The organism is Aquabacterium sp. (assembly GCF_049317225.1).
In the GTDB taxonomy this organism is placed as follows: Bacteria; Pseudomonadota; Gammaproteobacteria; order Burkholderiales; family Burkholderiaceae_C; genus Aquabacterium.
This window is the reverse complement of the sequence record NZ_JBMOIR010000017.1, coordinates 20,846-46,707: the sequence shown is the minus strand read 5'-3', so window position 1 is coordinate 46,707 and position 25,862 is coordinate 20,846. Positions and strand designations below refer to the sequence as shown.

Here is a 25,862-nt window from a genome sequence, read left to right as displayed (position 1 = left end):
AGGGCGCGTCAGTCAGCCGCGCGCGGGCCAGAAAAAACTCAGAGGGCGGCGCAGCAACCGATGGCGAATGGCGCCCCACAGTCGGGCGCGCTCGCCCACCCGTACATTGCGAGAACGGACGGCCACACGCAGGGCCAGCACAAAACTCACCCCGACATTCAGCAAGCCCGTGACGGGGATGGCCGCCACGCACCACCACAGCGCCGGATCATGCCAAACGGCCGGGCCCAGGGTGCCCACCGCCGCCGCAATCTGCCCGGTGGACAAGGTGACGTGGCGCACATCCAGCGGCAACGCCATGAAGGTGGCCACCATCGGGACCAGACCCAGCATCAGACCCAGCGAGATGTTGGCGGCCAGGCCCGAGACGTTGTCGCGCCACCAACTGGCCCAGCGGGCTGCGCGCGCCGGACCCAGCCAGGCCTGCACACGCGGGTTCCAGCGCAGGGCACTGTCGAGCCGATGCAGCACGAAGGCGTTTTCTGCCAACCCGGCCAGCAAGCTGGAGGCAAACAGCAGCACGCCGGTGAAGGCCGCATACCACGCGGTGGGCCCCCACAAACTCAAACTGTGCAAGACGTAATGGGCCTCGGCTTCGCTGATCAGGGGGCGGCCGCTCAGCCACCAGGCCAGACTTTGAATGCCCAGCACCACCGGCGCAACCACAGCTAGGTTGCCCACGATGCCCGCCACCTGAGAGCGCACCAGATGGGCCACTTCGTCCACAAAGCCTTCGATTGCGGCCTCGTCGCGGGTGTTGGCCAGTTTGGCAGCCATGGCGGGCGCGGTCATGGCCGGCTGCTTGGTGGCCACCGTGAAATGCAGCCATTGCACGAGCACAAAGCTGGCGGCGTAATTCAGGCCAGCCCCCAGCCCTGTCCAGAACGGCGACAGGCCCAAGGCAAACACCGCGAACTTCATGAACGTGGTGCCTGCCAGCACCAGACCCCCGCCCGCTGCGCGCCGGAGCATGTCCCAGTATTCGGCACGTGTGCGGGTGATGTAGTGTTCGCCGGTCTCGGCGCTGCGCTCGGCCACCTTGCGGGCCAGTTGCGAGTGGTGTTGGGCCACCAGATTGCGGATGCTGCGGCGCTCCCCGCCCACCTGCACCAGGATCAGCAACAAGCCCCGCAAATCGGCACCGGGTTGCGGCGACAGCACGACATCCAGCAAGCGGGCCAGGCGGTGGCAGCGCTCACACAATTGGTCGATCTGGAACACCAGATCCACCGAAATGCCATGCTCGTCCAGATGGCCGTGCAGGCCCTGCGCGCCTTGCGCGCAGGCGTCCAGCAAGGCACGCAGGTATTGCGCTTCTTGCAGCACGGCGGGCGGCCAGGGTTCATGGGGGGACACGCTTGCATGGGTTTGGGCCAGTTCGTGCAGGCGTTCCGTGACCCGCGCCAGCTGCCGGAAAGCCTGACGCACGCTGGCATCTGCATGCATTTGCTCGGCAGACGTTGGCAGGGCATCGAAGTCGGCATCCACACGCACACCCATGCGTGAGCGAAAGGCGGGCGAGAAACCCGTGGCCCGAATCTGCGTGGCCAGATACAGCATCGCATCAAAGAACGGCTCGCGCCATCCCAGGGGCGGAATGCTTGCAGCAGGTGTGCTGGCGCTGGCAGCAGCCATCGCATCGGTCCACAACGCGCCCAGCTGATCCAGCGTGGGTTCATTCAGTGCAGCGACCCACGTCGCGTCATCCGGATGGTCAAAAATCAGGTCAAACAAGGTGCCCAGGTCTGTGGTGTCCGGGCTCAGGGGCATGATGCGCAGCCGGAGTCGTTCGCCCAGTTCGCTCAGAAAGCTGGTGCGGGGGGCAAAACCGTAGTCGGCCAGCAAGGCCGCCACATCCACATCGCGCCACAGCGTGGCCAACAGCGCCACCACACGAGCGCGTCGGGCTGGCTGCTGTCCGATCAGGTGCAAGACGAACGCCGCGCCACTGACGGGCTCGCCCCTGCGCAGCCAGTCCACCAGACGGATCAACCAGATGTGGCGTTCCGCCAGGCTCGCTTGCGCATCGGCCTGATCCAGCCAGTCGGCGATGTCGAAGCCGTTGCCGGGCCGGGGCCACCAGGGTTGTCGTTGCAGGGTGTTGCGAAGGGAAGTCAGCGCCATCAGTGAAGGGACTGCTGCCTCGCCAAGGTGAAAGCCGGGATCGGGGCTTCGAATGAGCGGGCGTCGTCCGTCATGCAGAAATAGGTGCCGTGCATCACGCCATGCGGCGTGTTCAGGCGCGTCCAGCTGGTGTACTCGAACTGCTCGCCCGGTTGCAGCAGGGGTTGATGCCCCACCACGCCCAGACCCCGGACTTCTTCTGTGTGGCCGGTGGCATCGGTGATGAGCCAGTGCCGGCCGATCAGTTGTGCTGGCACCTCGCCTGTGTTGACGATGGTGACGGTGTACGAGAACGCATACTCGTGCCGTTCTGGCTGGCTTTGGGCCTCCAGATAAGCGGGCACGACCGTGCAGGTGAACTCAGCTTTGCTCATTGGATCCATTCTAGGCAGAAGGGTTCCGTGGGCTCTTTCACATAACCCGCCCACCCGTAGGGGTGTCTTTTTCTACAATGGGTGCCTTGATTTTCACGAGGCACCTCATGTCACGCACCTTCCGCATCGCCCCCAGCATCCTGTCTGCCGATTTCGCCCGCCTGGGCGAGGAAGTGCGCAACGTCATCGATGCGGGCGCCGACTGGATCCACTTCGACGTGATGGACAACCACTACGTCCCCAACCTGACCTTCGGGCCCATGGTGTGTCAGGCCCTGCGCAAGCATGCCGTCAAGGCCGATGGCACGGCCGTGCCGATCGACGTGCACCTGATGGTGCAGCCGGTGGACGCGCTGGCGCAAGCCTTTGCCAAGTCGGGCGCCGACATCATCACCTTCCACCCCGATGCCTCCACCCACGTGGACCGCACCCTGCAACTCATCAAGGCCGAAGGTTGCCAGGCTGGCCTGGTGTTCAACCCTGCCATGCCGGTGGACGTGCTGGAGTGGGTGATCGACAAGGTCGACGTGGTGCTGCTGATGAGCGTGAACCCCGGCTTTGGCGGCCAGAGCTTCATTGACAGTACCCTGCGCAAGGCCGAGAAGGTGCGCAAGATCATCGACGCGTCTGGCCGTGACATCCGCCTGGAAATCGACGGCGGCGTGAAGGTGGACAACATCCGCCGCGTGGCCGACGCCGGTGCGGACACCTTCGTGGCCGGCAGCGCCATCTTTGGTCAGCCTGACTACAAGGCCGTGATCGACGCGATGCGCGCCGAGCTGGCGAAGTAAACGGCTTACTTCAGCTGATTCAGCACCTCATTGGCCTCGGCCAGACCAGCACCGGATGCTGTGAACAGGTAGCGGCGGGCCTGGTTGAGGTTACGGGGTACGCCGTCGCCGTTGGCGTACTTCTGGCCCAGCAGCAGCGCGGCATGCGCGTGGCGCTGGTCCGCCGCCTGGGTCAGTTGCTTGATGCCTTGGCGTGCGTCATGGACCGGGCTTTGTTCGGCCAGGTACAAGCGCGCCAGCCAGTAGCGTGCTTCGGCATGGCCTTGCTTGGTGCCCTCGTTGAGCTTCTGGGCTGCCGCACGCAGGTCATCCGGCATGGCGTCCTGGTTCATGATCTGAACCGCCTTGGCGGTTTGCCACAGCCCGCTTTGCATCGTTTCGCTGCGTGCCTTGTCCAGCCATTTGCCAGCTTCGGCCACGTCTTTGCTGGTCTGTCCGGCCCCGAGCAACAGCTGCCAGGCCAGCACCACCAGCGCACGTTGGTCACCGGCTTCTGCGCGCTTTACCAGTTGCGCATGGTCCGGATAGGTGCGCTGCCGCAGATCAGCGTCGGCACCGGCGCTCAGCCAGTTGATCAGCAACTGATCGGTGGCAGCCTGTGCAGCCAGTTCCTGTTTGTGGGCGCGCACCGGTGGCAGGGCATTGGTGCCCATGATGGCCAGCACGTTGGCCGCCAGAAGCGCGCCCCCCACCCCGATGCGCCAGCGCTTGATGCTGCCGTTGGCGGCGAGCTGCTGCACCACCCGTTTCCCGAAATCGGCCTCGAAGCGGCGCGCAATCCGGCGGCGGGTCAGCCACTCCAGTCCGAACCAGGCCACCGCACCGCCCAAGAGGCTGGTCAGCACCGCGACGCCTGCGTGGCCGTTGTGAAAGCCAAAGCCATATTGCACGCCGGCTGCCAGGGCGCTCAAGCCGCACAAGGAGGCAGCGGGCTCCAGCAGTTCGGTGCCGTACAGACGGGCCAGTGCGCCGCGCAGCGCCTGGGTGGCACGGCTAACGTAGGTGGCATCCACCAGCCCGGTGAAGTGTGCTTCCACAGCCTGTGCGGCCGCATCGGGTGATGTGCTGTGGTCGGCCACTTTTTCGGCCAGCAGCAAGTTCAATTCCGAACGCAGGAAGTCGGCCGTCGTGTCCAGCAAATCGCTGCCCTTTTGACGGCGCCACTTGGACGCTTGTGACACGCTGGCTTCCAGGCGCTCCAGATCCTCGGTCAGCATGTGGCCGGCAATGTTCTCGAAACTGAACACCTTGGCGTCCGGGCCGAAGCCGTACAGCACAAAGGTGTCGCCACTGGCCTGTACGTTGGCCTCGCGAACATCCAGCTGAACGGTGTGCTGTGTGCTCAGCCAGCTGCCCTGCGGGCGATGCTCGACGTGGGTCAGTGCACCGAAGTCCGGCAAGTTCTCCCGAGGCAGGCGGGTCTCGATCAATTGCTGAACGGTGGCGTTGTCCGTGGCAATGCTCAGTTGCTCGTCGTGTGCCACCACGGCCTTGACCGTTCCCCACACATGCTGAATGCCGCTGGCCAGGCACGCACTGCAATCCACCTGACCGGTGGTGTTGCAGCGCATGCAGTTGATGTGTCCCTGCCCCGAGCACACCCCGCACGAAATCTTGCCGTCGTATCCGCAACTGTGGCAGGTGGTCTGGCCACTGCCGTAGCACGCCGAGCAGTTGTGGTACACGGTGCGGTAGGTGGTCACATAGCTGTTGGCGGAGTGACTCCAGGTGGACTCGCTGACTTGCTCGTTCCAGCTACCGCGTCCGTAGCAGCTGGAACACGATACTTTCTTGCTGCCGTGACAGCTGTGGCAATTGATCTTGCCGGACCCATAGCAGTGGGTGCAATCGGTTCGCCCTCGCCCGTAGCACGAGGGACAGGTGACCCGGCATGCACCCGAGCAGGTGGTGCAGGTGTGTTCGTAGCCGACAGAGCCCGGCGCCGAAATGAAGCACGCGTTGGCGGGCAGCAGCCGACGATAGCTGCCGGCATTGTCCTTGGCCCATGCCGCGATGGCTTTGGGGGCCTCACGCTGCGCCTTGTGCAAACGATCGCTTAACTCACTGAGAAAGGCAGACTGCCCGTGGACTTTGTCCACCCAAGCCGACAGCTTGGCCGCACCGTGGGTGGTGGTGGTGTCAAAGCTCACAGACTGATCCAACTGCAGCGAAACCTCTACCTGGAAGGCGGTTTCGGGCGTGGCATCGCTCAGATCTTTGGCATCAAACCGGGTAACGGGTTCGATGTGCTCTGCAACAATGCCCAGGATCTTGCCTTGTGGCAGGGTTTGATCTTCACTCATGGCGAGCCCAGTGCGCTGCAGAAGGTGTCGGGTTGACCGTTGATGATGGCGCCGCTGGGCAGCAAGCCACTTTGCCTGCGCACGGTGGCCAAGGCCTGTGCATGTTCACGGTCATTGCCCAGAAAGTAGGTGAACACCGGCACAGCCATCTGGCGCGCGAGCGGGAGCAGCCCCGGGTTGTGCGTCAGGGTGTTGATGTCGATGTGGATGCCGACGGGGCGGCCAATCTCTTGCTGCAGGCGACTCAGGTAGGCCTGATCAATGATCGGCGCACTCAGACGTGCCGCGTTGGCGCGGGCAAAGCGGTTGTCGCTCGACAGTGCCAGGGCCTGCGTGTCCAGCACGATGAGGCCCATGTAGCCATTGGCATCCATGCGGCGGGCGCATTGCAGCTGCCGACGATCGATCGAGGTGAGAAACCAGTTGCCGGCAGGCAGGTTCTGGTTCAGGGTGCTGACAGCCTGTTGTGCGGGCAAGCAGTCGGCGCTGGTTTGCTTGATCTCGACGTTGAGCACCTTGTCGGTGTACGCACTGGCGGCGCTGGCCACATCGGTCAGGAAGGGCGCCCGCTCGGCGGTCACACGACCTTTGCGATCCTTCATGCGGATCTCTTTCCAGGTGGTGCTGTCGAGGTCCGCCACGCGACGCCCCTGCAAGCTCAGGGTTCGGCCCACCTGGGCATCGTGGTGGATCACCCAGTAACCGTCGCGCAACTGTTGAATGTCGGTCTCTGCACCGTCCCATGGGCCGGCCACGGCCTGTTTGATGGCGCTCAGTGCGTTCTCGGGGGCATCCGGGCTGCCGCGATGTGCGTGCAGCACCATGCCTTGGCACGTTGCATGAGCCAGCCCGGCTTGGGTGAGCCCGAGCAGTGCGACCGCGAAGGCCGCCGACAGACGCCGGGGGGCGTTAATGGTGAGATTCTTCATAGCCATAAGTGATGCCGCCCAGCACCTGCGTGCGGATGCCTTCGAACAAGGGATAGCCCAGATCCTGACCGACCGCCACGACATGCAAACCATTGGTCTGCAGCCATTTCCATGCTTGAGAGGTCACGGTGGGTTGGGCGCTGTCGCGCATCTGTTGACGCATGTAGTCGTACAGACGGCTTTGGGTGACGGCGTTTTCGGTCCAGGACAGCGTGATGAAGAGCAAAAGAACCACGCAGCCCACGACAGCGAACGGGCCGAGCCGACGTGATCGCGCATGATTGTCTGCTTCGTCATGGCCGGCACTCTTGCTTGGCAGCACCACCTCGGCGAACAGATAAATCAACTTCCCGACGTGGGTCATGGCACCCAGCAAGGAAAAAAACAGCGCCAAAGGAGGCACCAGGGCCAGGCGCGCAGCATCCAGTCCTCGCTCGGCCAGCTTGCCACCATTGGCAAAGTCTTCGACCGGGGCGTCGTAGCGCGTCAGCTCATCTTGGGCCAAACGCTTGACCATGGGGTCGAAGACTTCACGCTGGAACTCGGCGCCACTGCTGTAGGCCGATTGCAGGCTGACGCCAGCGGGCAGATGCAACTGGTCGCGCAGTTCTGCCTGAACGCCTGGGTGAGTGAAAAACGCATTCCAGCTCAGGCCTGTGGGCAGGCGCTGCCCATGCACCGTCAAGCCCTTGGGGCCGCCCGTGGCCGCACCGGCACGCTTGCGCACTTTGGTGGCAACCGCGTCGCGAAACGTGGCTTCGTCGGCCAGATCCCAGTTGGCCGGAACGGGTACGCGCGAACGCACCTTTCGCAAGACCGCCCCGCGCGCCATGCCTGGAACGGTCGACGGTGTCCAGCCACGGCGTCCCAAGTCATTCAGGTACTCGGACCAGGCTTTGTCTTGCTGCTTGGCGATCTCGCCATCCAGGTCTTGTGCCGAAGGGGCCTTGCTGTAGCGCTGCCACTTCTCCTGCGTGGCCTTCACGGCCTTCACATATTGGTTGCTGTAGAAGCCGCCGGCTTGGCCCAAGGCCTCGGACACCTGTGTGGTGATCAATGTCAGCTTGGCATTGCGGATTTTTTCGTCCAACCGATCAATGGACGTGGCCATGAGCGGGAACTGCGCCAGAAACGCCTTGCCGGCTGGTTGTGCAAACAGCTTGGCATCGTCAGTTAAGCCATCCAGTTCGACGGAGCCCTGTACCAAGGCACGTTGCACCAGCACGATGTTCAGACTGGCTCTGCGAAATGAGGCACTGCTGTTCGCTACCGCGGTATCCACGATCACCTTGAGGACGCCATAGGTCAGGATGCCTGCAGCGACCACCGCCAGCAAAATCGTCATGCCACTGGGCGACTGATTTTGGGAGGCATTGCGTCGCCCAAGCAGCCACTGCATGACCAGCAAGCCCACTGCGGCCCCGGACAGTGAACGACCGTAAATTTCGATGTGATGGATCTGGTCTTGGGTGGCGGTACCGCCCACCACATCCAGCAGGCGTGCGTTGAACGCCAGTTCAAACAAGAGGTAAACCAGCGTCAGCCCGATGATGCTGAACAACTGCTTGCGGGGCATGGCGGGCGAGGCACTCATTTGTCAAGAATGATGCGAACAGGTTTTTGTTCCTGAGTGGGGAAGTCCAGGGCTTTGGCGGGTGCCGGGGCACTGCGTGGTGCGCTGGTGGTTTTGGCCGGCGTGGTGACAGGCTTGGGCTCGGTCACGGGGGCTGTCTTGACCGGGGTGGCGGGGGTCGCCCTGCTGCCGACAGGCTTGTCTCCTGTAACGGCCCCACTGGGCAAACCGGGCACGTAGCGCGGCGCGCCAGCGGGGACGGGGGCCGCACCTGCGGGTGGGGCGCCGGGTGGCGTACCTTGGAAGGATCCGCGCATCAACTTGCCATCCTGATACGTGAAGCGAGTCGTGCTGCCGTTGTCTTGCCGAATGTCGAAGGTGGCGCTGTCTGGATAGGTGCGTACTTCAGGCGCATGGAAGCAGTCGCCGAAATCCCAGCTCAAAGCCTCCAGATCCTGAATGGCGATCAGTTGGCTTTGATAGCCGCATTGCGCTGTGGACTTGGCCACCAGCACCAGCGCCCGGTTCCCCACTTGGTGGACTGACTTCACTTCGGCTTGCGCGGCGTTGTCGATCGGGATCACGGTCAACTGCTTTTGCAGTTTGATGGAATAACGACCGTTCAATACCCGCAGACGGGCCTCACTGCCGTCGGGCATCCTGAAAGTCTGCACAACCTTGCCGAGCAACTCGGCGTCATCCAAGCGGAACTCGATGTGACCGGCCTGGTTTTTCTTGACCGCGCAGCCCGTGGTGAGGGTCAAAGCGGCAACGCTGGCAAACGTCAGGGTGAGGAGCCGAGGTACGTACGTCATGGCTGCAAATTATGGCAACGCTTTGATGTCAACCTGGTTGCCGTGCATCATGAGCTGGACACGTTGTCCGGGGCGAAAGCCCGCAGCGTTCACATTCACCTGAATGGTTCGACCGTCGGGCATGGCCAGCGTCAACTCTTCCATGTCCACGACTTTGGTGTGTTGGTTGATCTGCGATCCCACCATGGCCCCGCCGACCACGCCGGCCAAGGTGGCCGCCACCTTCCCTTTGCCCTTGCCCACCTGATTGCCGAGCAAGCCGCCCACCACGGCCCCTGCCGCAGTGTTGACGCCGGAAGGCGTTTGTGTGGTGGTCTGATGCGGCCGCACACTGGTGATGGTGGCGATGACAGGGGGCGTCACTGTGGCGTGGTCATCGCTGCGGGTGGGGGCGACACCGCAAGCAGCCACCAGGGCGGCCAAGCTAACTGCGGTGATGAGTGTGAAGAGCCGTTGCAGCATGGATGAAGTTCCGGTCAAGGGCATGACTGGTCATGGCCTCATGGTTGGGGGATGACACCCAGTTCCAGATAGCCCGATGTCGTGGCGCCACTGGTCTCGTTGCTGATCACAGCCAGCAGGCCCGAACGCAGCAAGACGTAATTGGTGCTCAATGCGGTCAGCAGCCCTTGAATGGGCGAATCGGCGGTGGCGTTGATGGCCGCGCTGCCGCTGGGGGTCAGGGTGAGGCCAGAGACCGCAATGCTGCTGCCCGACGCATCCGTGGTGTTGGTGACGTAGGTGCCAGCCACCGAACTGCTGAAGGTTGACCACGCAGCCTGAGGCACACCGATGAACAGGCCGCTGGTAGAGCCTTCGGCATCACCCGGATCATGCTCGGCCACCGCCAGGATACGTGCTGAACCGCTGCCAGAGAGGAACACGCTGCCGCGGACCACAGGGGTGAGGCTGCTCCCCGTGACCAGAAGCAGCCGCTGTGTCGTGCCGTCCAGCTCCAAGGTGCCGCTGGCCGTGGCGGTGCCGGATGCATCCGCGTTCTTGTAGAGCGACCAACTGCCGTCGGTGTTGACCACAAACGTCGCATAACTGGTGCGCGTGCTGGTGGCGTTGTTGGCAGCGGTGTCTTGTTGGTAGCGCACCATGTTGTAGGTGCCGGCCATGCTGGCGATGCTGGTGCTCACATTGCCCAGCAGCAGGACGGGCTCCTGCGTGTCTTGGCGGTAGGCCACACCCAGGTGATCATTGGCCAGCAGAACCCGAGGTCCGCTGGACGTGCTGGCCTTGAAGGAGCAAGATCCGGTCGCAGATGTGGCCATCAACACCTGCGAGAAGATCGGCTTTTCATTGTTGGACGTGGACGCGGTGATCGTCAATGCCAACGTGGTTTTGTTGACGTCCAGGGTGGCGCTGCCGACACCACCTTTGGCCGCGATCGCCACCATGCTGCCGCTTGGGATGATGGCCTGGCAGGTGCTGGTCAGCGCGCTGGCGGTGGGGCCCGTGTTGTCATTGGACGTGCCTCCGCCACCACATCCGGCAAGGAGCGCCGCAAGCGTGAGTCCGGTGGTCAACATGGCGCGGTGATGAAGCTTGGTCATGGTGATGGCTTTGAAAAGGGAAAAGTGTGGAGGGATGGATTCAGGGCTGGGACAGTTGCCTCAACACACCAGGCAGTTCGTCGGGTGTGTTCAGCGTTGACTCCAGTTGTACCTGCATGAGGTTGAGCTTGGCGGGGGGGTAGTTCAGGCGCGCCGCTTCGTCAAACAGCTTGCGCGCCACATCGGCTTGCCTGGGGCCGCCTTGCCCCAGATAGAACATCTCGCCCAGCTCATTGAGGGCATAGGGCATGTGCTGAGCGGCCGCCATGCCTAGCCACTTCTTGGCTTTGACGGCGCTGCGCTGTTGATGCAGGCTGACGCCAAAGCCTTGCCGCCAAGCTGTGCCGAGCACTGCTTGTGCCATGGCACTGCCATGACGGGCCTGGTGTTCCAGCAGGGGCAGGTCGTCGGCATTGATGGCCGCCACGCGGCGCTGGATCTCGTTGGTCAGCACCATCAAGCGGTTGTGGTCGCTCCACTGAAACCATGACAGGGGTTCGGGCAGTGCGGCTGGCTTGGCCGCGCTGGCCTGGGCCACCGGGCGTTTGGTCAGCGGAAAGTCAGTGACCAGGCTGCTTTCGACCATGGGGCGTTGATCGTCCTGAGTGTCGGCTCGAACCTGACGTTTGACCTGCTCCATGGCATCGGTCAGGCGCAGTCCGGGCTCGGGCAGCCAGCGTGCCAACGCCGTGGCGAACGGGCCGTGTTGACCGGTGCCGTCTTGAGCACGTTCACCAGGTTGGGTGGCGTAGGCCACCAGCATGCCGGGCAGGACACGGGTGGGTTCGGCAAAGCCGTCCGAGGCGGCCCCACGCCAGCGCTTCGCCGTGCGTGCATCGTGCGGATCATTGCGGCAGGCATCCAGCATCACCAAGCTGGCTTGTGCGCCACTGCGCTGCAAAATCTTCAACAACTCCTCCACGACGATGCCGTGCTGGCTGGCCTCGCTGACGTCTTTGGGGGCGTCGAGGGCCAGCAGCAGGTTGCGCCCCTGAAACTGGATGCCATGGCCGGCGTAGTACAGCGCACCGACACCCCCTTGGGCCAGTCGGTCGCTGAATTGGTCAATCGTCTGGCGCAGCGTGCGTGCATCGGCATCGCGTACCAGGGTGGTCTGATAGCCCAGCGCCTTGAAGGTGTCGGCCATCAATTGCGCGTCATTGCCAGCGTTGCGCAGGGCCGGCCACTGGGCGTAGCGTTGGTTGCCGATGACCAGGGCCCATTTCGGGGCCTTGTCATAGTCAAAGCCGGCCGCGGCCTGCACACCTACCATGCTCAGCAGGGTGCTGTATCCAGCAAAGCGAGCGATGCCACGCAAGGCCTCGCGGCGGGTTGCTTGGGGTGAGGTCATGGCGCCTCCTTCACACGCGTGGCCGACAAGACCACTGGGCTGTTGCGCAAGGCGGCCAAGACGCGGTCCAGCTGGTCCGCCGCAACGTGTACCTGATAGACCTGCTGTGCATCGGGCCCTTCGATGATCTGCAGGTGGTGCAGGCTCAGCAAGTCATTGACCTGCTGCATCGTGGCGTCGGGTCGCAGATGCAATGCGATGCGTGCGCTGGGGCCAGACGTACCTGAGCGATAAATGGGTGCTTCGGCGTGTGACGTGGCGGGTTCAGCCATGTCTTGCACGTCGTTCAAGCGATGTGTTTGCACGCCCACCCCTACCGCCAGTGCAGCCATGGCCGCAGTGGCCAGTCCCATCGTGCTGGGGCGCTGCCACCAGGCCACCAGGGCGTGCAACCACGCGGGGGCAGCCGAGCCGTGCGAGCTCACGGCGTGCGGCAGCTGGGCCATCACCTCGTCAAAACTCATCACGGCCGGGCGGTCGGCTTCCCGTTGATGCAGGACCTCTCTGACCAGTCTCGTCAATTCATGGGCCTGGTCCAAGTCTGCTTGCCACGTCGGGTGTTGCTGCAGGACCGTGGACAGCCACTGTGCCTCGTCGGCTGGTAAACGGCCACAGGCGTGCAAGGTACAAGCGGCGATAAAGCGTTGTCGTGTGTCCATCGGGTTCACCTTGCTGGGGGGGCGGTCAGTCGCAGCAACGCGCCCACACATTCGCGCATCTTGTCACCCGCGCGGGCCACCCACTTGCGCAACTGTTCTTCATTGCAAGGGGGGCGCTCGGGGTGCTGTGCGTTGAAAAGGTCGGCCAGTTCGCGATTGCTCAACTCGCTGTCGAGTGCCAGTTCATACACTTGCCGGTATGGCACGCGCCCGTCTGTGGGCAACCGGGCCAAACAGTTGGCCACGGCTCGGCGAATCTGGCTGGCATGGGCCACCTGCTCTGGTCCGGGCATCGGACAGACTGCGGTGTCGATCCAGTCAGCTTCGTCGTCGGACCAGTCATCGCCATGCGTGCGATTGCCTTGGAACCTTGAGGGTTGAATCCAGCGCGTGGCCGATGTTTCTTTGCGTGCCACGGTCCGCGCACAGTTCAGGGCAATGCCTTTGACCCAGGCCATGACCGGGCCTTGCTGCCCGTCATAGCGGGCAGCAGACAAAAACACCTGGTTCCAAGACTCTTGTACGGCGGCGCGGCACAGGTCCGGACGCAGCATGAGGGCATGGGACACCGTGCGCTCCAGCGGACGCCGAACGGCGTCATAGAACGCGCGTTGCGCCTGGCGAGTGGCCTGATCCGGGCTCTGCCCCAGCGCAAACTGCTTGAGCAAGCGGCACAGTTCATCGTTGGACAAGTCGTTCATGGTGGGCACCGTGCGGGTGGGGGGCGTCAGTGTGTCGTGGCTGGTGGCGTGTTGTGCTTGTCCGTCTGGGTCTGGGCCAGCTTCTGCAGATCCAGTGTGACCAATTCTGGCAGGCGAATCGCGTTGATCATCAGGGTGCGTGCCTCGGCCAGTGCGCGCACGCAACGCAGCAAGATGCTGGACCAGCAACTCACAGGCTCCAGCAGCAACTGGATGCTGAGGTGCACGCGGTTGTTCACGCTGTAAGCTTTGACCAGCTTGCTACGCCGATTCACAAAGTCCACGGCTTGCATCACGTCCGCGCTCTCTTGCGCCGAGTCCCACTCCCAGACGAAGGGCACGACCAAACGCCCCCACTGCGGGTCCGCCGAGTCAAGGCACAGCAAATACGCCAGCCCCTCGCAGCGGAAGACAATATCGCCATCGTCGTCGATCTCGCCCTTGAATCCTTCGCTGTCGAGGTAGTCGCAAATTTGCCGAGCGGTGTCAGAGGCGGGCGAAGGCAGATCATGAATGGGCAAAGCAGGCATCATCAAACTCCTTTGAACGAGGCAGCCGACGGCCGCCCATGTTCACGATTTGCTGGCTGCGCCTGAAAGCGGACAACTTTTTTTGAAACCGCGCGCCGGCCATGCTGATGCAAGCGGCAGGCAGACTGGGTTCGTTCGCTGATGGGACTTATCGCGGAAGTGTGATGGATTCGATATGGTAGGCTTTACGAAGTTTTACAGACCCTAGAGCATTGTTTATTTCAGAGAGGTTTTATGCGCGGTTTGAAGAGAGTCATTGCAGCGACAGTTTCGACATCTGTTTTGGTCATGTCTCTGTCGGGATGTGCGGCCATGTTTCATGGCACGACTCAACAGGTGGCGATTCGCAGTAACGTGCCGGGCGCTGAGTTGTATGTCAATGAGGCATATGTTGGCAAAGACAACGGAGTGACCTCGTTCCAGAAAAGCAAGAGCTACATGATTACGGCGCGCAAGGCTGGCTGCACAGAAACAACTGTGCCTGCGTCGAAGTCTTTTGACGCTATTACTCTGCTGGGCGTCTTCCTCGATTTTGGCGTGTTCTCCGTTTTGGTTGTTGATGGCGCGGCAACTGGGGCTTGGCAGCAGTTTGATCAAACGAGCTTTGTGGTTGATCCACGCTGCACGCAATAACGACAGACAAGCGGTATAAAAGAAAGGCTCCGACTGGAGCCTTTTTTGTTTGATGCCTATGCCCAGCTACGCCCACCCCATTACCTCCCGCCTCCCCCAAGTCGGCACCACCATTTTTTCGGTGATGTCAGGCTTGGCGCAGCAACATCATGCGGTGAATTTGTCACAGGGTTTTCCGGACTTTGATGCGCCAGCCGAATTACTGGCACTGCTCGATCAGCACGCCAAAGCTGGCCATAACCAATACGCCCCCATGACCGGGGTTCCGGCATTGAGAGAAGCGATCGCAGCCAAAGTGAACGCGCTGTACGGGGCGCAGTACGACGTCGAGACCGAAATCACCGTCACGGCGGGGGCCACGCAGGCGCTGTTCACGGCGGTGGCAGCCATGGTGCACCCTGGCGACGAAGTCATCGTCTTCACCCCGGTGTATGACAGCTATGGTCCCTCCATCGAACTGCAGGGCGGCAAGGTGGTCTACGCACACCTGACCTTGCCGGACTACAAGCCAGACTGGGATGAGGTGGCGCGCCTGATCACGCCGCGCACGCGCATGATCATGCTCAACACGCCCCACAACCCGACGGGCACGGTCTGGACGGCCGAAGACATGCAGCGCCTGATCGCGCTGGTTCGGGACACAGACATCGTGCTGGTCAGCGATGAGGTTTACGAGCACATGGTGTTTGACCAGGCTCGGCATGAAAGCGTCATGCGCTACCCCGAACTGGCTGAACGCAGCTTTGTGATTTCCAGCTTTGGCAAGACGTATCACATCACGGGCTGGAAGGTGGCATATTGCCTGGCGCCGCGAGAACTCATGGCCGAGTTCCGCAAGGCGCATCAGTTCATTGTCTTCACGGTCCATGCGCCGTCGCAATATGCGCTGGCCGACTTCATGAAGAAGCCGGGCTGGTATGAGCAACTGAAGGCGCTGTACCAAGGCAAGCGCGACATCTTCCGGCAAGCGCTGGCTGGCTCACGATTCGAGCTGTTGCCGTGTCAGGGCACCTACTTCCAGTGCGTCAAATATGGCGCCATCAGCGACGAGGGGGATCGTGCCTTTGTCGAGCGCCTGACGCGTGAGCACGGTGTGGCTGCCATTCCGGTGTCAGCGTTTTACCCGCAAGGGGACGACCATGGCGTGATTCGTTTCTGCTTTGCCAAGTCCGCCGCGACCTTGGAGAAGGCGCTGGAGCGACTCATCAAACTCTGATGCAGTGATCGCGTCATTTGCACGATTATCGTTAACCGAGTTGCGCACATTCGTTCGCCAACTTGGAAAATAAGGGTTTCCACTTAAAGCCTGAGGAAGCCCCATGAAGACGGTTCGCCGCGCGCTCTGTGCCTTGTTCACCGTTGGTGCGTTGTGCAGTGGCGCCCCTCTGCATGCAGCAGATCATGGCGTCGCGCAGTCGAAGGCACGCGCCACCCTGCCAACGTTTTTATCGGTGTGGCAACAGCATCCTGCTGGGGTGGGCGGATACCGTGTGTTGGTCGTCGTCAAGCAGGGTGAACAGAGCGAAGCCATCTGGTTTGACGACTTCAAGGCCGCCTCAGCAGGCTTTCAGGGCATCTTGCGTGTGACGCCACGCGTGATCAAAGGACTCGCCAACGGTCAAACGATTCCGTTCACCGCCGCCGACATCGTGGACTGGAGCTACGAAGATCAGGCCGCAGGCAAGTTGCGAGGCAACTACCTGCAATGCGCCGACTTGCGTGATTTGCCCAAGGCCGAGTACGAAGAGCAACTCGACTACCTCGGCCTGATCTGCCAGGACTGAGGTCAGTCGGCAAACAGGCGTGCGGCGTGCAGCCCCAGGCCGGTGGCCACCGAAGCCAGTCGGTCGCCCCGCACGGCCCGTGCATCCGGGAAAGCCGCTTCCAGTTGGTCGGTCAGCATCTTCAGACCCGTTGAGCCCCCGGTGAAGTACAAGGCCCGGATGTCGCTGGCCTGAACGCCCGCCTGTTTGACCGTGTCATGGGCGCACGCGACGATGCGCGCGAGGTCATCGCGCAAGGCTTGTTCCGTTTGATTCGCGGACAGGTGTGCGCGCAAGCCTGACTCGATCAGGTCCAGTGCAATGTCGGCCTCTCCACCGCTGGCGACGGCGATCTTGGCGGCCTCTGCTTCGCCCACGAGTGCGTGCCCCAGTCGCTGCTGCACCACCTTCATCAAGCGTTGATGGTGCAGGGGCTCACCATAGAAGTCGATCATGCTGCGCAACTCGGCCATGCGCTGAGGCTGATACACCGTGTTGATCAAATGCCAGGTGGTCAGATCGAAGTAAACCCGGCTGGGGACGGGGCGTGGAGGCTGCCCCTGAATGCTGGGACCAAAGGCACCGTAACCCATGGGGGGCATCACGCTGGCCAACGACACGCGGCGGTCAAAATCGGTGCCGGCAATGTGCACGCCGTGGTTGGCGAGGATGTCATCGCGTCGCTCCAGGCGCTGGCGGCGGTCGGGGCCCACGCGCACCACAGAAAAGTCGGACGTGCCCCCGCCAATGTCGGCCACGAGCACCAACTCTTCGCTTTGAGCCTGCTGCTCATAGTCGAATGCTGCGGCAATGGGCTCAAACTGAAAAGCGATGTCTTCAAACCCCACGGCCCGTGCGGCAGCTTCGAGGGACGCCTGTGCAGCGGCGTCACGCACTGGATCTTCGTCGACGAAGAAAACGGGGCGACCCATCACCACACGCGTCAGCGGTTGACCACCGGCCTTCTCGGCCATGCTGCGCAGGTGACGCAGATAGCCCGTGATCACGTCCAGGTACTTCACGCCCAGCCCGTTGCCGACTTCCGTGGTCTGATCGACCAGCGCGGTGCCCAGAATGCTCTTCATCGAGCGCATCAGGCGCCCTTCATAGCCATCGATGTAGGCCTTCACCGCCGCTCGCCCGAAGGTGCGCGGCAGCATGTCGTCGCGATGGGTGCCACGCCAGGTACCGGGTGGCACATCGTCCGCATCCGTGCAGTAGAAAACAGCCGTTGGCATCGTGAGATGCTCGCCCTCCAGCGGGACCAATCGCATGGCAGATGCACCTTGACCAGAGGCCGGGATGGCAATGGCGGAGTTGGACGTGCCGAAGTCGATGGCGCAAAAGGACATGGTCGCGGGCCCGAAGGGGCGAATACAGCAGGGCGGGCGATTGTAGGCGCCTTGCCCGGTCTTTGCGGGCGGTAACCCTTGATTGCAATTTCCCCCCGCTGGCGGGGCCGGCCGATTCCCGCGCGCGCTTGAGAATGGCCCGCCATACAAGATCCAACATTCAGGTGAGTTTCATGAACCTTCCGTCGTGGGGCGGCATGGGGGTGCACGCGCGTGCGCCCGCTGCGTCGTTTGCCAGCTTGCATGACACCTTGCGGCATGCGGGGGCGGATGCCCTGTCCCGTTTGCAGGCGCTCCTGTCCTTGGGGCAAGCCACCCGCTTGTTGCAAATTGAGACGGCACTACCCTCGACCACACTGGTGGTCGAGCGCCTGCACCTGACTGAAGCCGTGCATGCCGAATCCCCGCTGTGGGCCGAGGTGGATTGCCTGAGCACCAGCGCACACCTGTCCCTCAAGGCCCTCAACGGTGAGCAGGTCAGCGTGCGCCTCATGCAGGCCGATGGCCAATTGCGCACCTGGCATGGTTATGTGGTGCGGGCCGCGCAGTTGGGCGCAGACGGCGGCTTGGCGCGCTACCGGCTGAGTCTGGCGGCCTGGACCCATTGGCTGACCTTGCGGCGCGACACCCGGATTTTTCAGGACCAGACGGCCGCAGACATCGTCAGCGAGGTCATGGCCGCCTACCCGCAGGCCCATTTCCGGCTGGACGTGCGGCAGCCCGGCCCGGTGCGGCCCATCACCACGCAATACCGTGAAACCGACTGGGCGTTTGTCCAGCGCCTGATGGCTGAAGAAGGCTGGAGTTGGCGGCTGGCGCATCAGGGCGCGCCCACCTCGCCTCTGCCCGGTGAGGTCGCCGGGGCTCGCTCGGCGCGCCACACCCTCGTGGTGTTTGACGGGTACGCCGACGTACCCGACTTGGGGGCCTTGCGGTTCAGCCGCCCCGACATGCGAGGTGCAGGGAGCGTGTGGGGGAGCAGTCTGCTGGACAGTGGCTGCGCGCAAGACACCATCACCGCGTGGCGGGAAGGTCAGCAACTGACCCACAACGTTGTGACCCTGGCTTCCTGGGATGAGCGACAGGTGGCGGGGGTGTCCGCTCAGGCTCACCATACAGCACGACCTGGCCGTGTGCCAGAACTGGAAGATTACCGTGGTCACGGTGAGCGCTGCCATGCCGACGGTCGCATCGACGATCCACAGATCGGTGCAGCGACGGTGGCCGAAGCCCGCGCGGCCGCTCGGCTGGCCGCCAGGATCCTGCCCCATCGCTTTGCTGCCGGGGACAGTGCCGTGCGCTCCCTGCATGAAGGGGTAGTGTTTGCCCTGACCGAGCACAGTCTGTACGGTTTGGCCTCGATGGCTTCGGGGCAGAACCGGTTTCAGGTACTGAGCGTGACCCATGAGGCCGCCAACAACCTGGGCTCGGAAGCCGCCGCCATCTTGCGCCACAACGCCTTGGAACAAGGCAGCTACCGTAATCACTTCACCGCGGTGCCAGCGGGCACGCGCTTGTTACCACCGATCCCGGATCGCTCCACTGCACCCGGCCCTCAAACGGCCACGGTGGCGGCCCAGTCCGGCGAGCCACTGACCACCGATCGCGATGGGCGCATCCGCATCCAGTTTGCCTGGCAGCGCGGTGAGGCGCCTTTGCCAGGTGCCCTCACGGCACCCGAGTCCCCCACAGGGCGCACGACCGGACACGCCCCCGGCGATGCCCGCAGCGGTACCTGGGTGCGTGTCGCGCAAAGTCTGGCTGGCCCCAACTGGGGCACGGTGTTCACGCCCCGTGCCGGCACCGAGGTGCTGGTGTCGTTCATGGACGGGGACATCGACCGCCCGGTGGTCGTCGGCCAGTTGCACAACGGGCAGCACGATCTGCCGTGGCCTGCCGGGGTGGATGCGGGGGCGAACCATGGCGGGGTGTTGTCGGGCTGGCACAGCACACACCTCGATGGACAAGGCGCCAACCAGTGGCTGCTGGATGACAGCGCCGGGCAATTGCGCATGCGCCTGCTCAGCCACGGTGCGGGCTTGGGCTGGAGCGAGCTCAGCCTCGGCCACCTGGTGCAGCAAAGCGGTGCTGGCGGCGCCGGACACGCACACCGTGGGGCCTGGCTGGGCAGCGGCTTTTATGGCGTGACCGACGGATGGGCCGTGCTGCGTGCCGGACAAGGTATGCTGCTGACCACCTCGGCTCGCCCGGCGCGTGGCAGCAGCGTACACAGCACGCAAATGGACGCGGCAGAAGCGGTGTCACAGTTGCGTGCGGCCCGCCAATTGGGCGATGCACTGAGCCACAACGCACGCCAGCAAGGTGCGCAGGGCCTGGGCAGTCACGACGCTGATCAAGCCGTGCAACAGCATGCCGACGCGATGGACCCCGCGGCGCAAGGCCATTACAGCGGCACGATGGGCGGGCAACCCGCGCGCAAGGCCGACGGCCGCACCTTGACCGATCCGGTCGAGCGCTTTGCCAAACCCCTGCTGCACCTGGACACACCGGTCAGTGCCAGCATCGTGGCCGCCGCCGATGTCAGCCTGTTCAGCGGGCAAGACACCAGCCTGAGCACCCACGGCGATCTGCACTGCACCAGCGGCCATACCTTCAGCGCCGTCAGCGGTCAAACCACCAGTCTGTACACCCACTCCGGCGGCATCAAGGCCATCACCGCCAAGGGGGCGCTGAGCGTGCGAGCACATACCGACGCTCAGCAGATCTGGGCCGATCAGGACCTCACGGTGCAAAGCACCACCGACGAAATCCGCATTCAGGCCAGTCGCAGCATCACGCTGACGGCCGGGCAAAGCCAGATCGAGCTCAAGGGCGGCGACATCACCTTCACCTGTCCTGGCACGTGGACGGTGAAGGGGGCCATGCATGAGTGGGGCGCGGGTGGGGGCGGTGGCGGTGGTGCGAGCTTGATGGCGTTGCCGATTAGCGTGAGTGCCCCGCTGCATGGGTTTATTCAGGCACCGAGTCTGGCATCCCCACTGTTCAGCGAAGCGTTGGGGTTCAGTGACTATCCGGGTGAATGGTTGCCTTTCAGCGGTGCGAAGTCGGTGGAGGTGTTGGATGGGCGCCAGACTGTCGGTCACTTACTGGCTAGGCCAACAGATGAATTCACGGCCAGCGTGATAACCGAAGATGCCCGGCAGGTGCGATATGTCGTGTGCCTTGCACCCAAATGGAGCATGGAGCAAGACATACAGATTGCGGAGTCAGAGGACGACACATGGATGACGAGCTCGACAGAGGAGGCGTCCTTCGATGACTGATGTGACGATTCAAGATCCCTACCGGGTCAAAGAGGGGGATACGCTTGGCAAGATTGCTCGGCAGAGTGGTCGGAGCATCGCAGAGTTGTGCCAATTCAATCAATTGAACAACCCTCATAGACTGCAAGCAGGTCAGACGCTGTACCTTTCCCAAGAAACCGCTTTTGGCGTGAGTGTGTTGTTTCTGGATGCGCTAAGGCACCCCATTGAGAACCTCAAGTTCAAAATCAAGTTCGACGGCCAAACAGCAGCGGGGCAAACGGGGGGTAACGGTTCTGGCGGACGGGTGATTACCCAGAGCGCAAAATCAGTTGTCGAAGTTTTGGTGCAGGACCTCACAGGGCAGTGGCGTCAAGTTTGTCAAACTGCATCCGATCATGGGCACAAGCTCATCACGCTGGTGAGTGGTTCATTGGTTTTTAAGGGCCAGACGCAGCCTCATCCTCATGCGGCACCCAGCACGCCAGTGTCTGGTGGAGTTGTCTTATCAGGGCAGGGCGAGGCAGACACAAACAACCCCCATGTTCGAAAGAAGGTGGGCAAGGGCAAGCACGGGCAGGCCATCATTCAGCTCGGCGTCGATATCCCAAGCGGGCTGCAAAACCTCTTTGATCTGTACCGGGATGATCCGATTACAACAAAGCAGTGGGACGATGCCGCGGATGCGTTGCAGTGCGAGGTTGCTGTTCTCAAGGCAATTGCAGAGGTGGAAACAAAAGGAGCTGCTTTTTGGCGTCTGAATGCTGCAGAGGGCAAGCAAGTGCCAAGCATCTTGTTTGAGAGGCATTGGTTTCGGCGCTTGACCAAAGGGGCGTACGACAAGACCCACCCCGACATTTCTGGGCCCGCCTACACGTCGAAAAAGGGGGCGGCTGAGGCAGACCGCTATGGTTCGTATGCGAGCAGTTATTTAAGGCTAATGAATGCCTATCGCCTTGACCCGGAGGCCGCTCTGGCTTCATGCTCGTGGGGCAAGTTCCAAATCATGGGCGGGGAGTTTGAGAGTTGTGGTCAAGCATCCGCAAAAGCTTTGGTCTCACTGATGTGCGGGGGCGAATCGTCTCAGTTACAGCCTTTGGTTGGCTTTATCCGCCATAAGGCGAATGGGAAATTGTGGGCTGCGGTGAAAAGGAAAGACTGGCCGCGGATTGCCCTTTACTACAACGGCGGTGAATACAAGAAAAACGCCTATGACGCCAAGATGCAAGCAGCGTATGAAGCAATTTGATCCAAGATCAGCTAACCGGTGGCGTATCGCCGTACTCGCATTCACTCTTCTTGCGGGACCTGTTTTGGCGGAAGTGAGTTTGGATCGACAGTTCCCGTGGTCTGAAAAAGACGTTGGCTTTGAGTTGGAAGGCGTTCATTCATTGGAAGCGGCGGTCCGTCGGGATCAAATCAATAGTGGCTTGGAGGGCCAGCGCTTTTACGAGACACTCCATTTCTTCAGAATGCGCTGGGGGGGGCGGACGTTCTATGTGGCAGGTGTGCAGCACCGGTCCAAAGCACAAAATGCCGCCCGCGACGCAGCATCCGCGATGAACAAACATGCCGGCCCGATTGCTGGCGGAGGCATCTGTGCCGTTTTTTTCTATGACGATCAGCTCAGGCAAGTCGCCAAACACGATGTCAAGCTCGACGAGGCGAACGGTCGAACCTGGTGCAATGGCGTGAATGCATTGGCAAGCGTCAAGGGACAGGATGCGTTGCTGTTTTCAATAAGCTACTACCTCACGGACAAGTCCGTGGCAAAACGGGGGCCAGACATCGGTGATGACTGGAGGCGCATGACGGTGCTGTTAAGGTTGAGAGATCAAGATGGCCGCATCCTGATTGAGCAAGACGATGCCTGCCTGGGTAATCCGAATTCGTACAACGACGTTGGCGCTGCACGCAAGGCGTTAATGGCATGTCAATAGCTTGGCCCTACGGATAGGCTGGGCGAGCCCGCAGGCACATCTCCTGCTAGCCTCATCGCTGACCTGTCGGCCGTGTTGGTCGAGGGGCTCAGTTCAGATTTCAAGCACCATGAGCACCGTCCACCTCATTTCCCACCCCCTGGTTCAGCACAAGCTCACGCTGATGCGTCAGAAGGACGCGAGCACCAACAGCTTTCGGCGCTTGCTCGATGAGCTGAGCACCCTGATGGCCTACGAGGTCACCCGCGACATGCCCTTGCAGCCGGTCGAGATCGAAACCCCGCTGGAGACCACCACGGGCTACATGATCGATGGCAAGAAACTGGTGCTCGTGTCCATCTTGCGTGCCGGCGATGGTCTGCTCGACGGGATGCTGCGGGTGGTGCCCAGCGCCCGTGTGGGGCACATTGGCTTGTACCGAGACCCCGAGACCCTGCACCCGGTGGAGTACTACTTCAAGATGCCCTCCGAGGTGGCCGAGCGCGACGTGATCGTGGTCGACCCCATGCTGGCCACGGGGCATTCTGCTTCGGCCGCGGTGGCTCGCATCAAGAAGTTGCAGCCGCGTTCCATCAAGTTCATGTGTCTGCTGGCGGCCCCCGAGGGGTTGGCCGTGATGCAGGCCGAGCACCCGGATGTCGACATCTACACGGCCGCTGTGGACCGTTGCCTCAACGACCACGGCTACATCATGCCGGGCCTGGGTGATGCCGGGGACCGCATCTTCGGGACCAAGTAAAGCTCCCTCGTTCGCCCATGAAAAAGGCTGTGCCCCGTGAAGGACACAGCCTGATTCGCCGCCGGGCAGAGATTACAGGCCCAGCTTGCCTGCCACGTAGTCGGCGTCCTTGTCACCGCGACCCGACAGGTTGACCAGAATGTGCTGGTCCTTCGGCAGGGTCGGGGCCACGCGGATGGCCCAGGCCACGGCGTGGGCGCTTTCCAGCGCGGGGATGATGCCTTCCACGCGCGACAGGGTCATGAAGGCGTTCAGGCACTCTTCATCGGTGGCGGTCTGGTAGTCCACGCGACCGATGTCCTTCAGGTAGCTGTGCTGCGGGCCCACGCCGGGGTAGTCCAGTCCCGAGGCAATCGAGTGCACGGCCGATGGGGTGCCGTCTTCGTTTTCCAGCACATAGCAGGCCATGCCGTGGATGGCGCCCGGCTTGCCCTTGCTCAGTGTGGCCGAGTGGCGACCGGGCTTGTCCAGGCCTTCACCGGAGGGCTCCACGCCCACCAGGTGCACGGCGTCGTCGTTCAGGAAGGCCGTGAAGATGCCCATGGCGTTCGAGCCACCGCCCACGCAAGCGGCCACGTGGTCAGGCAGGCGTCCATGCTTGGCCTGGAACTGCTCGCGGGCTTCGTTGCCGATGATGGACTGGAAGTCGCGCACCATCTTGGGGAAGGGGTGGGGGCCCACGACCGAGCCAATCGCGTAGATGTAGTTGGTGGGGTCGTTCAGGTATTCCTCGAACGCGCTGTCCACGGCTTCCTTCAGGGTGGCGGCACCGCGGGTGACGGGCACCAGCTTGCAACCCAGGATCTTCATCTTGGTGACGTTGGGGTGCTCTTTCTCGATGTCGACCTGGCCCATGTGGATTTCACAGGGGATGCCCACCAGGGCGCAGGCGGTGGCCAGGGCCACGCCGTGTTGGCCAGCACCGGTTTCAGCGATCACCTTGCTCTTGCCCATGAACTTGGCCAGCAGGGCTTCGCCCAGGCAGTGGTTGATCTTGTGGGCGCCGGTGTGGTTGAGGTCTTCGCGCTTGAGGTGGATTTGTGCGCCACCCAGTTGCTCCGACAGACGGCGAGCGTGGAAGATGGGGCTGGGGCGGCCGACGTAGTCCGCGAACAGCGAGGCCAGTTCTTGCTGGAAATCGTCGCGCTGGCGAATTTCTTCGTAGGCGACGTTGATGTCGTCCATCGCTTTTTTCAGGTGCGGGGGCACCAACTGGCCACCGTAAGGACCGAAGTAGCCTTCGTCATTGGGCATGGGGGCAAAGCGGGAGGATGTGCTCATGTTCAATACGGTTTGGGTCAAAGAGGCAAGCATAGACGCTGATGCGCCTGGGTTCACTTGATGACAGTCAGGATTGCTCGGGTTCAGCGGCCTCGAAACGCTGACGGTGTCATGCCCGACCAACGCTGAAACGCATGGATGAAGGCCGCAGATTCGGCATAGCCCAGCTGCTGGGCGATGGCTTCGACCGACAGCGTGGTGTGTCGCAACAGGTGCTGCGCCTTGGCGTAGCGGGCTTCGGCCAGCAGATCGCGGAAGCTGCGGCCTTCGTCGCTGAGTTGGCGTCGCAGGCTGCGCTCGGACAGCCCCAGGGACTTGGCCACGTCTTCGGCCGAGGGGTAGCCGCCGCTGAACAGGCCCAGGTGCGTGAGCACGCGTTCGGCCAGGGTGTCGTTGCTGGTCTGCTGGGCCACCAGTTGCTGGTCGCACATGGTGCGGTACATGGCGTGGGCGTTGGGGTCGGCCGAGGGCAGGCGCAGTTGCAGGTGCTCGTTGCGCAGCCAGAAGCGGGCTTCGGTGTCGCCAAAGCGAACCGGGCAGCCGAAGTAGGCCTCGTAGTCTGCCGCTTCGGGGGGACGGGGGTAAGGCATGTCGATGCGCTCGGCGTGGATGTCGACCCCGAGCGAGAGCTGCATGTCACGCACCATTTTGTAGGTGCCGGAGACCTCGCCGTCCACGCGAAAGCGGAAGGCCTGTCCCGTCATGGGCATGGGGGTGAGCACCAGGCAGCTCAGCTTGTCTCCGGGTTCAAAGCGCAGCGTGCCATACAGGTAGGTGAGGCCTTGGTAACGGATGCCCGCCTGAAAGGCCTCGTAGGCCGTGCTGCAGGTCATCAACAGCATGACCAGCGGGCCATACCCGGCCAGCCCGTAGAAGCCCCCGAGCTTGAGCCCGACCAGCGGGTCTTTAACGTTTTCGGCCAGGTCGGCATAGATGCGCAACTCGCGGGAGCGGTCAATGCGGGTGCTGGGGTCGAGACGGCTCAGGCTCAGGCCGTGGCGGGCGAGAACCGGCTCGGGGTCTTCGCCCATTTGCTGCAGGCCTTGCACCATGTAGATCAAGCCAAGGATGGATCGTGAGCTCATCGGACTGTCAATTCAAGGGGGCGGGTTGACCCGTATAAACGCCTGTTTTGGCCGGAAAGATCAATTTTTGGTCGAATCTAGCATGGTCTGGATCAAG

At 62.5% G+C, this 25,862-nt stretch carries 23 protein-coding genes; 8 read left to right on the top strand and 15 right to left on the bottom strand.

The window, feature by feature from the left end; translation table 11 throughout:
• Positions 1 to 12: 12 nt before the first annotated feature.
• A complete protein-coding gene (locus ACOYNB_RS11160) occupies positions 13 to 2,124 on the bottom strand; it encodes a site-specific recombinase (RefSeq protein WP_422839144.1) in 2,112 nt (703 codons plus the stop codon).
• Positions 2,124 to 2,498 (bottom strand): Co2+/Mg2+ efflux protein ApaG, encoded by a 375-nt coding sequence (gene apaG, locus ACOYNB_RS11155; protein WP_422839143.1) that lies wholly within the window; start codon positions 2,496 to 2,498, stop codon positions 2,124 to 2,126. Before apaG ends, ACOYNB_RS11160 begins: the two co-directional genes overlap by 1 nt.
• 107 nt (positions 2,499 to 2,605) lie before the next feature.
• Between apaG and rpe the strand changes: the two genes are divergently transcribed.
• Complete coding sequence (gene rpe, locus ACOYNB_RS11150; RefSeq protein WP_420818117.1) at positions 2,606 to 3,289, top strand: ribulose-phosphate 3-epimerase; 684 nt, start codon at positions 2,606 to 2,608, stop codon at positions 3,287 to 3,289.
• Positions 3,290 to 3,294: 5 nt separating this feature from the next.
• On the opposite strand, the gene ACOYNB_RS11145 is transcribed toward rpe, so the two are convergent.
• Genes ACOYNB_RS11145 through ACOYNB_RS11100 form a run of 10 tightly spaced genes read right to left on the bottom strand, consistent with a single transcriptional unit; the run spans position 3,295 to position 13,709 of the window.
• Entirely contained in the window at positions 3,295 to 5,592 is a 2,298-nt protein-coding gene (locus ACOYNB_RS11145) for a hypothetical protein (RefSeq protein WP_422839142.1), read from the bottom strand.
• Positions 5,589 to 6,521, bottom strand: coding sequence for a glycerophosphodiester phosphodiesterase (locus tag ACOYNB_RS11140; protein WP_422839141.1), 933 nt, complete (start codon positions 6,519 to 6,521; stop codon positions 5,589 to 5,591). The genes ACOYNB_RS11145 and ACOYNB_RS11140 overlap by 4 nt, the downstream gene beginning before the upstream one ends.
• The gene (locus ACOYNB_RS11135) at positions 6,502 to 8,115 is read right to left on the bottom strand and encodes a hypothetical protein (protein WP_422839140.1); all 1,614 of its coding nucleotides are present in this window, start codon (positions 8,113 to 8,115) and stop codon (positions 6,502 to 6,504) included. The genes ACOYNB_RS11140 and ACOYNB_RS11135 overlap by 20 nt, the downstream gene beginning before the upstream one ends.
• Complete coding sequence (locus ACOYNB_RS11130) at positions 8,112 to 8,909, bottom strand: hypothetical protein (protein WP_422839139.1); 798 nt, start codon at positions 8,907 to 8,909, stop codon at positions 8,112 to 8,114. Before ACOYNB_RS11130 ends, ACOYNB_RS11135 begins: the two co-directional genes overlap by 4 nt.
• Before the next feature lie 9 nt (positions 8,910 to 8,918).
• Entirely contained in the window at positions 8,919 to 9,371 is a 453-nt protein-coding gene (locus tag ACOYNB_RS11125; protein ID WP_422839138.1) for a glycine zipper 2TM domain-containing protein, read from the bottom strand.
• A 38-nt stretch (positions 9,372 to 9,409) separates the two neighbouring features.
• Positions 9,410 to 10,468, bottom strand: coding sequence for a hypothetical protein (locus ACOYNB_RS11120; protein WP_422839137.1), 1,059 nt, complete (start codon positions 10,466 to 10,468; stop codon positions 9,410 to 9,412).
• A 40-nt stretch (positions 10,469 to 10,508) separates the two neighbouring features.
• Positions 10,509 to 11,819, bottom strand: coding sequence for a caspase family protein (locus ACOYNB_RS11115; protein WP_422839136.1), 1,311 nt, complete (start codon positions 11,817 to 11,819; stop codon positions 10,509 to 10,511).
• Entirely contained in the window at positions 11,816 to 12,478 is a 663-nt protein-coding gene (locus ACOYNB_RS11110; protein WP_422839135.1) for a hypothetical protein, read from the bottom strand. The genes ACOYNB_RS11115 and ACOYNB_RS11110 overlap by 4 nt, the downstream gene beginning before the upstream one ends.
• 5 nt (positions 12,479 to 12,483) lie before the next feature.
• Positions 12,484 to 13,179: an RNA polymerase sigma factor gene (locus tag ACOYNB_RS11105; RefSeq protein ID WP_422839134.1), complete on the bottom strand. Its 696-nt coding sequence runs from the start codon at positions 13,177 to 13,179 to the stop codon at positions 12,484 to 12,486.
• Positions 13,180 to 13,205: 26 nt separating this feature from the next.
• On the bottom strand, positions 13,206 to 13,709 hold the full coding sequence (locus tag ACOYNB_RS11100; RefSeq protein ID WP_422839133.1) for a hypothetical protein: 504 nt from the start codon (positions 13,707 to 13,709) through the stop codon (positions 13,206 to 13,208).
• A gap of 312 nt (positions 13,710 to 14,021) precedes the next feature.
• Here ACOYNB_RS11100 and ACOYNB_RS11095 point away from each other — a divergent pair, with 312 nt between their 5' ends.
• From ACOYNB_RS11095 to ACOYNB_RS11085, 3 genes are all read left to right on the top strand, one after another.
• Complete coding sequence (locus ACOYNB_RS11095; RefSeq protein WP_422839132.1) at positions 14,022 to 14,342, top strand: hypothetical protein; 321 nt, start codon at positions 14,022 to 14,024, stop codon at positions 14,340 to 14,342.
• Positions 14,343 to 14,400: 58 nt separating this feature from the next.
• Entirely contained in the window at positions 14,401 to 15,558 is a 1,158-nt protein-coding gene (locus ACOYNB_RS11090; RefSeq protein WP_422839131.1) for a pyridoxal phosphate-dependent aminotransferase, read from the top strand.
• 103 nt (positions 15,559 to 15,661) lie between these two features.
• On the top strand, positions 15,662 to 16,126 hold the full coding sequence (locus tag ACOYNB_RS11085) for a DUF2314 domain-containing protein (RefSeq protein WP_422839130.1): 465 nt from the start codon (positions 15,662 to 15,664) through the stop codon (positions 16,124 to 16,126).
• A 2-nt stretch (positions 16,127 to 16,128) separates the two neighbouring features.
• Here ACOYNB_RS11085 and ACOYNB_RS11080 read toward each other — a convergent pair whose 3' ends face one another.
• A complete protein-coding gene (locus ACOYNB_RS11080) occupies positions 16,129 to 17,457 on the bottom strand; it encodes an Hsp70 family protein (protein WP_422839129.1) in 1,329 nt (442 codons plus the stop codon).
• Between the two features lie 173 nt (positions 17,458 to 17,630).
• Between ACOYNB_RS11080 and ACOYNB_RS11075 the strand changes: the two genes are divergently transcribed.
• From ACOYNB_RS11075 to upp, 4 genes are all read left to right on the top strand, one after another.
• Complete coding sequence (locus ACOYNB_RS11075; protein ID WP_422839128.1) at positions 17,631 to 20,741, top strand: type VI secretion system Vgr family protein; 3,111 nt, start codon at positions 17,631 to 17,633, stop codon at positions 20,739 to 20,741.
• Positions 20,734 to 21,969: an N-acetylmuramidase domain-containing protein gene (locus ACOYNB_RS11070; RefSeq protein WP_422839127.1), complete on the top strand. Its 1,236-nt coding sequence runs from the start codon at positions 20,734 to 20,736 to the stop codon at positions 21,967 to 21,969. The genes ACOYNB_RS11075 and ACOYNB_RS11070 overlap by 8 nt, the downstream gene beginning before the upstream one ends.
• Entirely contained in the window at positions 21,956 to 22,660 is a 705-nt protein-coding gene (locus ACOYNB_RS11065) for a hypothetical protein (protein ID WP_422839126.1), read from the top strand. Before ACOYNB_RS11070 ends, ACOYNB_RS11065 begins: the two co-directional genes overlap by 14 nt.
• A 109-nt stretch (positions 22,661 to 22,769) precedes the next feature.
• The gene (upp, locus tag ACOYNB_RS11060) at positions 22,770 to 23,399 is read left to right on the top strand and encodes a uracil phosphoribosyltransferase (protein WP_422839125.1); all 630 of its coding nucleotides are present in this window, start codon (positions 22,770 to 22,772) and stop codon (positions 23,397 to 23,399) included.
• Between the two features lie 72 nt (positions 23,400 to 23,471).
• Here upp and trpB read toward each other — a convergent pair whose 3' ends face one another.
• Together trpB and ACOYNB_RS11050 are read right to left on the bottom strand one after the other, a co-directional pair.
• Positions 23,472 to 24,680, bottom strand: a complete 1,209-nt coding sequence (gene trpB, locus ACOYNB_RS11055; protein ID WP_422839124.1) for a tryptophan synthase subunit beta — start codon at positions 24,678 to 24,680, stop codon at positions 23,472 to 23,474.
• An 83-nt stretch (positions 24,681 to 24,763) separates the two neighbouring features.
• Entirely contained in the window at positions 24,764 to 25,765 is a 1,002-nt protein-coding gene (locus ACOYNB_RS11050) for an AraC family transcriptional regulator (protein WP_422839123.1), read from the bottom strand.
• Positions 25,766 to 25,862 lie beyond the last annotated feature (97 nt).